This window comes from Chitinophaga hostae (assembly GCF_018224885.1).
In the GTDB taxonomy this organism is placed as follows: domain Bacteria; phylum Bacteroidota; class Bacteroidia; order Chitinophagales; family Chitinophagaceae; genus Chitinophaga; species Chitinophaga hostae.
Genome location: NZ_JAGTXB010000004.1, coordinates 339,015 through 351,253 on the forward strand (window position 1 = coordinate 339,015; position 12,239 = coordinate 351,253).

A 12,239-nucleotide genomic window follows, 5' to 3' on the forward strand; every position below is an offset into this window, starting at 1 on the left:
CGTTAAATAGCCGTTTAGTATAACAGTTACGAATAACGGAAGATATTATTGGCCATACGGTAAAAAAGAACATTTTTTTAACGCACTTGTAGTATCCCCCATAAATTAATCCTGTAATACCCAATTTATTGCTCTAACTTTAGCAAGGTTGGATTTGGCTTCTTCTGATTTAGTTTGGGTTTCTGTTTCTTTCTAATTCCCTGTTTTTCAGTAGTATGTATTTTTAATTAAAATTATATTTGTGAATATTTTTGTAGGTAATATAAGTGACAGAACAACTGAAGATGAGATATGGTCTTTATTTGACCCATTTGGAGTTGTATATAGTATTAATGTGGCTTATGATAAGTACAGTGGACGTTCTAAAGGCTTTGCATTCGTTGAAATGCCGGACGATTCCAATGCAGTACTGGCAATTAAGGAATTGAATAATTCAGTAGTTGCTGGCAAGACAATAGTAGTGTATGAGGCTCGTCCAAAACCTGAAAGACCAGAAAATAATCGTTTCTCGAGATCCGGCCCAGGCTCTGGATTTAGACCCAGATACTAATAGTTGGATGTTTTAAAACGTCGATTACCTTTATCTGTTAAGAGAGCAGAAGAGCAAAGCCGCAAAATACGTTAAGTAGTTTGTAGCTTTGCTTTTACTTTCTATGTACCGGATAGCAGCAATCCAAGCTGAATTTTCCACTTAATTTTCTAATTATCCCCTTAATAAACCATCCGGGATGCACCTCACTTCGTGAGGTAACCCAGGGTATAGCTGCTTACGGAGGTAAACTCAATCATTTGGGGATCAACTATATTTCCCTCGCAGTACTTTTAGCGAAGCCAACGCACGCAGTGGTGAAGCATTTTTTGGGCATGTTTATGCCAGCCTTTATAGGCACTATAAAAACCTTTTATCGGACAGCCAAACTGAAAAGGAGTTACTCAAACGAATTTTTATAATTGATAGTACCACCATAAGCCTTTTTAAGGCTGTTCTAAAATGTGTATGTAACAGGAAACCCTTATACTATAAGTAATCCAACTTAGTTAGATCGATTTTTTTTCAGTCGTAAAGGAGTAATTTTATATATTATTTTTCACAATACGGGGCTATAAGTGCTATGTTTTATATAGTTATGGCCCATTTTATTTTTATATTCGGCCATAACTATATAATTTTATATAGTTATGGCCGAATATAAATATTGGCTGTTAGTGATAGAATAACATTTATAAAAATGAAACCACTTATAGGTCGTAAAGAGGAGAAAAAAATTTTGGAAAAAGCTTTAGCATCTGATGAAGCTGAGTTAATTGCGGTTTTTGGACGGCGACGTGTTGGTAAGACTTTCCTGATAAGGGAAGTCTTTAATAGTAACATGATATTGGAGTTTTCGGGAGTTCACAATGCTACATTAAAAGAGCAATTGGGTAATTTTAGAAATAGATTAGCCGAAATCATGAAACAGGAGATTTTACCAGATGTGCCTGTTGGTTGGACAGAAGCTTTTGAGATGCTCAAAAAGTATAGTGAGCCATTGTTGAAAAAAGAAAAGTGCGTTATTTTCCTGGATGAATTTCCCTGGTTAAATACTCCTAAATCAGGTTTTTTGTCTGCATTTGAATATTTCTGGAATTCATGGGGCACTAAACAAGATAATCTCATATTAACAATTTGCGGATCGGCAGCTTCGTGGATGATACAAAAAGTTGTTAACAACAAAGGAGGGCTTCACAATAGGATTACAAAAAAAATCAGGTTATTACCCTTCACACTCGCTGAAACGAAGGAATATTTGGAAAGCAGAGATGTGAAACTAGAACTTTATCAGATTGTTCTGCTTTATATGGTGATGGGAGGAATTCCACATTATCTGAAAGAGGTAGAAGCTGGGTTTAGCGCTGCACAGAATATTGATAAGCTTTGTTTTACTAAGGATGGAATATTAAAAAATGAGTTTGATAATTTATATCAGTCATTATTTGCAGAAGCAGATAAGCATATAGCGGTAGTTAAAGCATTAAATAATACTCCCATGGGTTTAACCCGTAAAGAAATTATTGCTGCCTGTGGATTATCCAGCGGAGGAAGAGCAACATTACTCCTTGATGAATTGATCGAGTCGGGTTTTATTACAAGCTATATTCCATATGAGAAAAATGTAAGAGACAATATATATAAACTGAGTGATGAATATTCCCGATTTTATCTAAAGTATATTGACAATGTAAGAGCAACTGGCACCGGAACATGGATGAAATTATCTACACAGCCAACATGGAAAAGTTGGAGTGGGCTCGCATTTGAAAGCATTTGTCTCAAACATATAACTGAAATAAAGGTAGCCTTAGGAATTTCTGGCGTTTATACGGAAGAATCAATCTGGAGAAATGTGCCTGGAAAGGATGAGTGCGGAACAGGAGCACAGATAGATTTACTAATAGATAGAAATGACTTCTGCATAAGTATTTGTGAGATGAAATTTTCAAGCGCAGAATTTTCTATAGATAAAGCCTATTCTATAGAACTGAAAAATAAACTGGATATATTTCAGCAGAAAACCAAGACGAGGAAAACATTATTTCTGGTAATGGTGACTACTTTTGGAGTTAAACAGAATATGTATAAACCGGGCTTAGTTCAAAATGATATTATCCTTGAAGATCTATTTAAATGAACAGTGAATTTAAGTTGCTTAAGAAGATAGTTCTTTATTCATAAATTATATCAATTAACTGTACATCTGATGGCATTTAGAGATATTTCAGAAGACTTCCCATTTCATAGTAAAGATAAAGCTGTTTGGTACTATCTGATAGATTGGGAAAACCGTACCCAAACAGATTTTTATAATGTTTCCGGGAAAAAAGATTTATTGAAAAAGCTAAAAGATATTCTTGATAATCAGAATGAAAAAAAACATGAATTAATGGGGGTATGGAATGGAGCGTATTCCACTGATATTTTTAGAATCCCGTTAGCAGAAGGTTATTTTGAATTAAACAAGCACTTTAATTATTAGCACATGATCTAAATAATGAAAACATGAATGCTTGTGGCCCTGTTATCGGCAAATGCTTGTGTTTCATAACCTTTGTTTTTTAAGAGGTATCACAACGTTACTATCAGCTAAAATTGGCGGAGGATTAACTACAAACAAAAAGTCTTCAAATCATTAGACTTGAAGACTTTTAAAGAGTCTAATGATGAACTGAAGGTGCTATCTAAAGATCTTCTGTTTGATTTTTTTGATAAGTTAGACAGTGTTGAAAAAAAAGGGATTAAATTATAGATAGCCCTTCCTAGCTATGGCCAAGCAGGATAGACAGTGTTTAAAATTTACCCAATCCCCCAACTTTTCAACTTGATCCAAATTAAACTGGAATCGACTAAGTAATCGATCATAAAAGAAAAACCCGCGACTAGCGCGGGTTCCTTCGAGATTTTGCGGACCGGACGGGACTCGAACCCGCGACCTCCGCCGTGACAGGGCGGCATTCTAACCAACTGAACTACCGATCCATTCCAAAGAAAACAGGAGTGTTAATTTCCTATCTTTCTGTCTCCCAATTCGTTGTGTTGTTCCGTTTTGGGATTGCAAAGATAGCAACAAAGTTCCCAATTAAGCAAATCTTTTTTAAAAAATATTTTCAGCATTATCTTTACACCCGATCTTTAACCAATTTAATCAAATTATGCAATTCCTGGATTTCGAGAAACCTATCGCTGACTTATATGATCAGTTGGAGAAGCTGAAGGAGAATGGTGAAAAATCAGGCGTAGATGTATCTGCTACCGTGAGCGAGTATGAACAGAAAATTGTTGATACCCGCCAGCAAATCTATGGCCACCTTACTCCCTTCCAGCGCGTACAGCTGAGCCGTCATCCGGATAGGCCCTATACCCTGGCGTATATCGAAAAGATGTGCACCAACTTTACGGAACTGCATGGCGACCGGAATGTGAAAGACGATAAGGCCATGGTAGGCGGTTTTGCCGACCTCGATGGCGAAACGGTGATGTTTATTGGCCAGCAAAAAGGCATAAACACCAAAATGCGTCAGCTCAGGAACTTCGGTATGGCTAACCCGGAAGGTTACCGCAAGGCCCTCCGTCTCATGAAACTGGCCGAAAGATTTAATAAGCCCATTGTTACCCTCATCGATACTCCCGGTGCGTATCCCGGTCTGGAAGCGGAAGAAAGAGGACAGGCAGAAGCAATTGCCCGTAATCTTTTTGAGATGGTAAAACTCCGCGTTCCTGTTATCTGCATCATCATCGGCGAAGGCGCCTCCGGTGGTGCGCTGGGCATCGGTATCGGCGACAGGGTATTTATGCTGGAAAACAGCTGGTACACCGTTATTTCCCCGGAAAACTGCTCCACTATCCTCTGGCGTAGCTGGAATTTTAAGGAAAAAGCGGCAGAAGAACTGAAATTGACCTCCGATTATATGAGCCAGTTTGGCCTGGTAGACGGAATTGTACGCGAACCGCTCGGTGGCGCACACGTAAACCCCGATGAAATGGCCCATTTGTTAAAGGTGCGTATCAAGGAAACACTGGCAGAACTGAAGAAAATCGATCCCGATACCCGTATCGAACAACGTATCGATAAGTTCTCCCGCATGGGTTTTTACGAAGAAAAATAAAAAATATTTAGAGATCACAATAAAAATTTCGAATTTCGGCCTTCGAAGTTCGAAATTTTTATTTTCCCGTAAACACAATATGGAACAACTAAAAGGCACCGGGGTGGCATTGGTAACACCCTTTAAAGCAGATGAAAGCATAGATTGGAATGCTTTGGAAAAGTTGATCAACTACGTGATCGATGGCGGCGTTAACTACGTTGTGTCTTTAGGCACAACCGGTGAAACACCTACTCTTTCTGCAGATGAAAAGCTGGATTTGATAAAATTCACTTTCGAAAAGGTGTCGAAGCGGGTGCCTGTGGTGATTGGTATTGGTGATTATAACACAAGGGATGTAGTGAAACGGCTGGAAAAATGTCCGCTGGATGAAGCTGCCGCTGTACTCAGCGTAGCGCCTTACTACAGCAAGCCTACCCAGGAAGGCATCTTCCAGCATTATAAAACAATTGCGGCGGCTTCTCCTAAACCCATTATCCTGTATAATGTGCCCGGACGTACCGGTCGCAATATGACTGCTGAAACCACGCTGCGCCTCGCCCATGAAGTGGAAAACATCGTTGCGATGAAGGAGGCTTCCGGTGATATGATGCAGTGTATGCAGATCATCCGCGATAAACCAAAGGATTTCCTGGTAATCAGCGGCGATGATGCCCTGGCGCTTGGCCAGCTGGCCTGCGGCATGGATGGGGTGATTTCCGTTGCAGCCAACTATTTCGCCACCGATTTCTCCAGCATGGTACACGCCGCGTTGGTAAACGATTACCCGGCAGCGCGTATCCTGAATAACAAAATGCTCGAAGGATTTGACCTGATGTTCTCAGAAAATAATCCCGCCGGAATCAAGGCATTCCTGCATCACGCAGGAATTGTGGGCAATAATTTCCGCCTGCCCGTATTACCAGTTACCGACGGACTTTACAGCAAAATTGAAAAATATCTAAAAAGCTATAACGGGTAGTAACAAACCCGGTTGTTAGCCATTGGCTTTTAGCTTATAATAAAAATGCAGCGAAGATCATCTTCGCTGCATTTTTATTATAAGCTAAAAGCCAATGGCTAAGCTATACGAAGTATGTTACTCCTTCTTCCGCGATATTGGTATTTTCAAATACCGGCCTGGACTCATCCAGGAAAGGTTGTAATTCGGTGTATTTGGACGAAAAATGCCCGATCAGCAGTTGTTTCGCCCCGGCTGATGCCGCCAGTGAAGCCGCCTGCACGGAAGTGCTGTGATAGCGCTCTGCCGCCCGCTCCTGCAACTCGTGGAGATAGGTGGTTTCATGATACATCATATCCGCGTTCCGCAGCCATGGCAGCAATGTTACATCGTAAATAGTGTCCGCGCAATACACATACCGCTTACCCTCCGGAGGAGGCAGCGTTACCCAGTCGTTTTTTACCAGCATGCCATCTTTCCGCTGATAATCAGCGCCATCCTGTAATTTCGAGAAGTAGGCGGCCGGAATTTCGTAAGCCCTGGCCTGATCGGGGATCAGCTTCCGCTTCCTTTTCTGCATCTCAAAAGAAAAACCAAAACAGGAAATCCTGTGTTGGGTCGGAAAACATTTAACCTGTAAGTCTTTGTCTTCCAATATAATACCACTATATCCCGGCTGGAGGGGGACAAAAGACAACTCAAATTTTATCACCGTCCCCGAACAATCCAGCTGCAGCTGGATAATTTGTTCCAGCTCCGGTGGCGCATACACGCTGAGCGGCTCGGTACGCCCCATCAGGTTGAGCGTATTCAGTAATCCGATTAATCCAAAGTAATGATCTCCGTGAAGGTGACTGATGAAGATGTATCTCAGTTTACTGCGCTTGATCCTGTATTTAGCGATCTGCAATTGCGTTCCTTCTCCGCAGTCAACCAGCAGCAGCTGCTCGTTACAGGTAACTATCTGAGCAGTGGGGTGCCTGTCCAGCGTGGGGATAGCGGAATTGTTACCTAATATTGTTACTGCAAACATGTGTATAGCTTTTAGCCTTTAGCTGTTAGCTCTTAGCCCGTTAACATCTGGTTAACGGCTAATAGCCTTTTCTTACTCCATTCCGTCAAGCAACTCCCTCTCCAGTTCTTCCATCATGATCAGGTCTATCGCCTCGGCCATGGTTGGGGCAATATTAAGCAGGTCGTCGCCTGATACTTTCAATGCAGCTGTTAAAGTGTTGTTAAGGCCTGTAATGGCGCAGGAAAGATTATTGTCATATATACACCGGTATACTGTTAAAATGGCTTCAACGCCCTTAACGTCAAATTTTTCTACCAATGCCATATCCAGTATGAGATTACGTCCCTTTAACTCCGGCAATCCAATCGCAGTCTGGATAAAGTCGTCTGACAAATTAGCATCCAGAACGGTTTCTTCCGGACAAAAAACGACTATTTTTTCTTTGGTATCAATTTTGAATTTCATGCGTTGGACGTTGTTTTATACTTTTAATAAAAATGAATTTTGAACAGAGGGAACCCGCCTATAAAATATAACCGCAAGAGATCGAAACAAAAACCTCCTTTTCTTCGTAGATATTTTTAAACGAACGTACCCGCATCAACGCAAAAATAAATCTTATACTATTAAAGTGTAAGTTGTTTAAGTTGAAAAAAGGAATAACTTCATTCCGACAGATAGCGTGATAATCTTAAGTCAGAATTATTCGTTATTATTGTATAAGCAAGCCCCCGTAAGGGTTTTTGATAATTTAATAATCTCACAATGGACCAGAATTTTTCACCGCAAGTTAAGGAGATCATTTCGTTCAGCAGAGAGGAAGCTTTACGCCTGGGAAATGACTTCATAGGTACTGAACACCTGCTGTTAGGTATTATTCGAGAAGGCGAGGGCACGGCCGTAAAGATTCTGCAGGCTTTGAACGTAGATCTGTATGAGTTACGAAAGGAAGTAGAGCTGGCTGTAAAAGATAAGACCGGAAAGAACATCGCTAACATCAATAGCCTCCCGCTTACCAGACAGGCAGAGAAGGTAATACGTGTTACCGTGTTGGAAGCCAAAGCACTGAAAAGCGCTACGGTGGAAACGGAGCACTTAATGCTTTCGATACTTAAGAATAAGGAAAACGTTTGTACACAAATCTTACAACAATTTGACGTGGACTACGATACTTTTAAAAACGAACTGGGCTTTGTAAAATCTGCGGACCCTAAATCAGAATTTGATGATCCGGGCGAAGAAGAGTTTGAGGACGAAAGAAAGAGTTACGCATCCAAAGCCAAACAGACAAATACCAAATCCAAAACGCCCGTACTGGATAACTTTGGTAGAGATATTACCAAGCTGGCCGAGAGTGGCAGCTTAGACCCGATTGTTGGCCGCGAGCAGGAAATCGAAAGGGTATCCCAGATACTTTCCCGCCGTAAAAAGAACAATCCGATTCTTATTGGTGAACCCGGTGTGGGTAAAACCGCCATCGTGGAAGGTTTGGCGCTGCGTATCGTGCAGCGTAAAGTTTCCCGCGTGCTGTTCGACAAGCGCGTGGTAAGCCTCGACCTCGCCGCCCTGGTGGCTGGTACCAAATACCGCGGCCAGTTCGAAGAAAGAATGAAGGCCATCATGAATGAACTCGAGAAAAACAGGGATGTCATCCTGTTTATCGATGAAATTCATACAATCGTTGGCGCCGGTGGCGCTTCCGGTTCCCTGGACGCCTCCAACATCTTTAAACCTGCACTCGCAAGGGGAGAACTCCAGTGCATTGGCGCTTCTACCCTCGATGAGTACCGCATGTACATCGAAAAAGATGGCGCACTCGACCGTCGTTTCCAGAAAGTAATGGTGGAACCACCAAGCGTGGACGAAACCATTATGATCCTCAACAATATCAAGCCCCGTTATGAAGAATACCATAACGTAAGCTATACTGACGCAGCAATCGACGCCTGTGTGAAATTGAGCGACCGCTACATGACCGACCGTCTCCTGCCCGACAAGGCTATCGACGTACTCGATGAAGTAGGCGCCCGTGTTCACCTGAAAAACATCAATGTTCCGCAGAATATCCTCGACCTGGAAAAACAGATTGAAGATATCAAACAGGAAAAAAATAAAGTAGTAAAAAGCCAACGCTTCGAAGAAGCCGCTGCTTTACGCGATACCGAAAAGAAACTGGGTGAAGACCTGGAACGCGCCAAAGCTATGTGGGAAGAAGAAGTAAAGCATAAACGCTACCCCATTGATGAAGAAGCCATTGCGGAAGTTGTCAGCATGATGACCGGCATCCCTGTTAAAAGGATGGTGCAGGCAGAAACAGAGAAACTGCGCCGTATGGGCGAAGACCTCAAAGGCGCCGTGGTTGGACAGGACGATGCCATCAGCAAAGTCACCAAAGCCATTCAGCGTAACCGCGTAGGTCTGAAAGATCCGAAAAAACCAATAGGTACCTTTATATTCCTCGGCCCTACCGGGGTTGGTAAAACAGAGCTCGCCAAATCTCTGGCCCGCTACATGTTCGACTCCGACGAAGCGCTTATCCGCATCGATATGAGCGAATACATGGAGAAATTCTCTGTAAGCCGCCTCATTGGTGCTCCTCCGGGATATGTAGGCTACGAAGAAGGTGGTCAGCTCACTGAAAAAGTTCGCCGCAAACCTTACTCTGTGATCCTGCTGGATGAAATCGAAAAAGCACATCCGGATATTTATAACCTCCTGTTGCAGGTACTGGATGATGGTATCCTCACTGATGGCCTCGGTCGTAAAGTGGATTTCAAAAATACCCTCATCATCATGACCTCCAATATCGGAGCCCGTCAGCTGAAAGATTTCGGTGCCGGTGTTGGCTTTACCACCAGCGCAAGGGCCGTAAATGAAGAAGAGAACACCAAATCAGTGATCGAAAAAGCACTGAAACGTACCTTCTCTCCTGAATTCCTGAACAGGATCGATGATGTCATCATCTTCAACTCCCTGGCCAAGGAACATATCTACACCATCATTGATATTACAATGAAGAGTGTACTGAAACGCCTGAACAACCTCGGATTCAGTCTCGAACTGACAGACGAAGCCAAAGGCTTCCTGGCAGATAAAGGCTACGACCAGCAGTTCGGCGCCAGGCCACTGCACAGGGCTATCCAGAAATACCTGGAAGATCCCCTGGCTGAGGAAATCCTCAACATGAATATTCATGATGGCGATATTCTCGTGGCAGACCTGGATAAGGAAAATCAGAAGCTGATCTTCACCCTGAAAAACAACTCTTCCAAGAGTAAATCAGAAAAATCAGAAGCGTAACTAATTCGCTGCAAATAAATTAAAACAGCCCGTCAAGGTATCCTCCTTCGACGGGCTGTTTGTTTGTGTAACATGAACATGTTAATCATTCCCTTATCATCCTTTTTCCTCCGAAAGTTAATACCGACAAGCACCTTCACCATTTTAAGTGACCGTTTGCCAACTGGTATCTACCTTGTTTTAGGTAGACGCCTGCTTCCACCTTTTCAATGAACCAATACCAAAAATGGTACAATCATGTCATTTTTTAAAAAGATATAATATGTCACATTTGCAGTATGTATTTTATACTATCTACATAAATATTTATTTATCAATTTATAATAATTTATATTTTTTAGATATTCTATAAAGTAGCGACAGGACTTGACTGATTTACTTATACCTCGAATACACTTTTGCATTTATCCTTATATCCCTCACGCCGGCAGGTAACAATGCCGGTGGTGTACTTGACATGAACTATTTATCCTTATATCTATGAGAAAATCTCTACGCATCGTGACGCGCGTAATGCTGATAGGTGGCGTAAGCCTTGTCGCCACCCAGGTACAGGCACAGTTGAAAGTGGGTAAAAACCCTACCTCCATCCAGAAATCAGCGATCCTGGAACTGGAGTCAGATAAACAGGGTTTGCTGCTGCCACGTGTAGCCGATACCACCCTGATGACAGCCCTGAATCCACCGGATGGTATGATCATCTACTGGACCGCAGCCGGAACAGAAGGGTTTTATGTAAGACACAACTACAAGTGGGAAAAGATGGCCACCAAAGCCTCTTCCTGGGACCTCCTGGGTAATGCCATAGCAGATGCCACCACCCAGTTTATCGGAACCACCAATAACATACCTTTTGTAATGAGAGGTAATAACAAGGAAGGTCTTCGTGTGGACGACGGTAACGTAATTGTGAAAAATGATCTCACCCTCAGCGGTATCACCGCCGGCGGTAGCACCTTAATGGATGCAGTGATCGTTGATGGAACCGGTAAGGTGTTCAAACGCACCCTCACTGCCGCCGCTCTCTCCGACTTCATGATCAACGGATCAGCTAAACTGGATCAGAAAATCAACACCGACAACGCAGCGGGAGATTACAAATTCACTACCTCTACCACCGGCGCCACTACCACACACCAGCTGAGCATCGCTACACAGACCGGTGCGGCAGGCGGACCGGCAGTAGGTTTGCTCACCAATGCCGACTGGAATAAGTTTAATACTGCCGCCGGCAAAGCACTGCAGATAGCAAACTTCATCGACGCCGCAGACGCTAAAGGCTTAACAATAGGAACAGACGCCTCCAATAATCCTACTATCGCTTTAAATGCAGCCACCGAATTCACACCAGGCGGCGTGAACTTTGGCACCCAAACCTTTGGTGGAGCTAAAACCTTTGCCGGAAAAATTACCGGTAAAAACGGGCTCGATGTAACTGCAGGCGGCGCCAACATCACCGGCGTAACCAATATCACCGGCGCTACAAATATTACAGGTCTTACCACCATCACCGGTAATACCGAAGCAGGTGGAACACTCCATGTAACCGGTACTTCTACACTGGATAATAAATTAACTATCACTACCGGTGGCGCAGATGTAACCGGTAATACCAAAGTAACCGGCGACTTAAATGTAACCGGAAAATCAATACTCGATAACACGGTAACACTGAATAGTACTGCCGTAGGTAATAATACCAACCACACAGTATTGTTGCTGAATGCCAGTAAAGAAGTGATCACCAGGGACCTGCCGGAATCTGTATTCACTGACCTGACCTTTGGTTCAGATCATACCGGTACAGATCTCAAGGTTGTAAAAGATGCCACCAACAAAGTAACTGTGAGCATCCCGCAAGCCGATCCATCTGTAATAGGCGGTCTGGTAAGCAATGCGTCACAATCCTTCGCGGGCGACAAAAGATTTGCCAACGATGTATCCGTACAGAAAAATGTGAAAATCGGCGATACTACATCACTCGCTAATTCTACTTTACAGGTAGCGGGTTCCGTATCTATGGCTATTAAAGAAATTGCCTCCGGTCCGTATAACATTGATGCCACCGATTATACCGTAGTTGTAAAAAGTGGTAGCGCAGTTATCGTTAACCTGCCAACCGCAGCAGGCGCAAAAGGACGTATCTACACCATCAAGAAAGCTGCATTTGATGTCAGCAATAATCTTAATAACACGGTAACTGTGAAAGCCCAGGCCGGACAGTTTGTGGAAGATGGCAACTCCATCGACATCTACAACGACTGGACTTTTATCACCGTACAATCAAACGGTACCGATACCTGGTATATTATTAAGAAATAAGGTTGAACAGTATTTGAAACG

The 12,239-nt window shown here is 42.9% G+C and carries 9 protein-coding genes and 1 tRNA gene; 7 read left to right on the forward strand and 3 right to left on the reverse strand.

Annotated elements, in window-relative coordinates:
- The first annotated feature begins 241 nt into the window (after positions 1–241).
- From KE626_RS10935 to KE626_RS10945, 3 genes are all read left to right on the forward strand, one after another.
- Positions 242–550, forward strand: a complete 309-nt coding sequence (locus KE626_RS10935) for an RNA recognition motif domain-containing protein (protein ID WP_211972936.1) — start codon at positions 242–244, stop codon at positions 548–550.
- A gap of 679 nt (positions 551–1,229) precedes the next feature.
- Complete coding sequence (locus KE626_RS10940) at positions 1,230–2,669, forward strand: AAA family ATPase (protein WP_211972937.1); 1,440 nt, start codon at positions 1,230–1,232, stop codon at positions 2,667–2,669.
- A 69-nt stretch (positions 2,670–2,738) separates the two neighbouring features.
- Complete coding sequence (locus tag KE626_RS10945; RefSeq protein ID WP_211972938.1) at positions 2,739–3,014, forward strand: hypothetical protein; 276 nt, start codon at positions 2,739–2,741, stop codon at positions 3,012–3,014.
- A 426-nt stretch (positions 3,015–3,440) separates the two neighbouring features.
- Here the strand turns inward: KE626_RS10945 and KE626_RS10950 are convergent.
- Positions 3,441–3,514: transfer RNA gene (locus KE626_RS10950), tRNA-Asp, on the reverse strand.
- A gap of 173 nt (positions 3,515–3,687) precedes the next feature.
- Here KE626_RS10950 and KE626_RS10955 point away from each other — a divergent pair.
- Both KE626_RS10955 and dapA read left to right on the forward strand, forming a co-directional pair.
- Positions 3,688–4,641, forward strand: coding sequence for an acetyl-CoA carboxylase carboxyltransferase subunit alpha (locus tag KE626_RS10955; protein WP_211972939.1), 954 nt, complete (start codon positions 3,688–3,690; stop codon positions 4,639–4,641).
- Between the two features lie 79 nt (positions 4,642–4,720).
- Positions 4,721–5,602 (forward strand): 4-hydroxy-tetrahydrodipicolinate synthase, encoded by an 882-nt coding sequence (dapA, locus tag KE626_RS10960; RefSeq protein ID WP_211972940.1) that lies wholly within the window; start codon positions 4,721–4,723, stop codon positions 5,600–5,602.
- A 103-nt stretch (positions 5,603–5,705) separates the two neighbouring features.
- Here dapA and KE626_RS10965 read toward each other — a convergent pair whose 3' ends face one another.
- Positions 5,706–6,614 carry a ribonuclease Z gene (locus tag KE626_RS10965; protein WP_211972941.1) on the reverse strand — a complete coding sequence of 303 codons (909 nt, stop codon included), beginning with the start codon at positions 6,612–6,614 and terminating at the stop codon, positions 5,706–5,708.
- Positions 6,615–6,686: 72 nt separating this feature from the next.
- The gene (locus KE626_RS10970) at positions 6,687–7,061 is read right to left on the reverse strand and encodes an STAS domain-containing protein (RefSeq protein ID WP_211972942.1); all 375 of its coding nucleotides are present in this window, start codon (positions 7,059–7,061) and stop codon (positions 6,687–6,689) included.
- Positions 7,062–7,361: 300 nt separating this feature from the next.
- On the opposite strand from KE626_RS10970, the gene KE626_RS10975 reads away from it, so the two are divergent.
- Both KE626_RS10975 and KE626_RS10980 read left to right on the forward strand, forming a co-directional pair.
- Positions 7,362–9,896 carry an ATP-dependent Clp protease ATP-binding subunit gene (locus KE626_RS10975; protein WP_211972943.1) on the forward strand — a complete coding sequence of 845 codons (2,535 nt, stop codon included), beginning with the start codon at positions 7,362–7,364 and terminating at the stop codon, positions 9,894–9,896.
- A 480-nt stretch (positions 9,897–10,376) separates the two neighbouring features.
- On the forward strand, positions 10,377–12,218 hold the full coding sequence (locus tag KE626_RS10980; RefSeq protein WP_211972944.1) for an autotransporter outer membrane beta-barrel domain-containing protein: 1,842 nt from the start codon (positions 10,377–10,379) through the stop codon (positions 12,216–12,218).
- Positions 12,219–12,239: the final 21 nt, after the last annotated feature.

Bases quoted from the DNA above. Each gene is read 5' to 3' on its own strand.
- KE626_RS10980 (WP_211972944.1), top strand. From the start codon at position 10,377: ATGAGAAAATCTCTACGCATCGTGACGCGCGTAATGCTGATAGGTGGC.
- KE626_RS10970 (WP_211972942.1), bottom strand. From the start codon at position 7,061: ATGAAATTCAAAATTGATACCAAAGAAAAAATAGTCGTTTTTTGTCCG.
- KE626_RS10955 (WP_211972939.1), top strand. From the start codon at position 3,688: ATGCAATTCCTGGATTTCGAGAAACCTATCGCTGACTTATATGATCAG.
- KE626_RS10945 (WP_211972938.1), top strand. From the start codon at position 2,739: ATGGCATTTAGAGATATTTCAGAAGACTTCCCATTTCATAGTAAAGAT.
- KE626_RS10965 (WP_211972941.1), bottom strand. From the start codon at position 6,614: ATGTTTGCAGTAACAATATTAGGTAACAATTCCGCTATCCCCACGCTG.
- KE626_RS10975 (WP_211972943.1), top strand. From the start codon at position 7,362: ATGGACCAGAATTTTTCACCGCAAGTTAAGGAGATCATTTCGTTCAGC.
- dapA (WP_211972940.1), top strand. From the start codon at position 4,721: ATGGAACAACTAAAAGGCACCGGGGTGGCATTGGTAACACCCTTTAAA.
- KE626_RS10940 (WP_211972937.1), top strand. From the start codon at position 1,230: ATGAAACCACTTATAGGTCGTAAAGAGGAGAAAAAAATTTTGGAAAAA.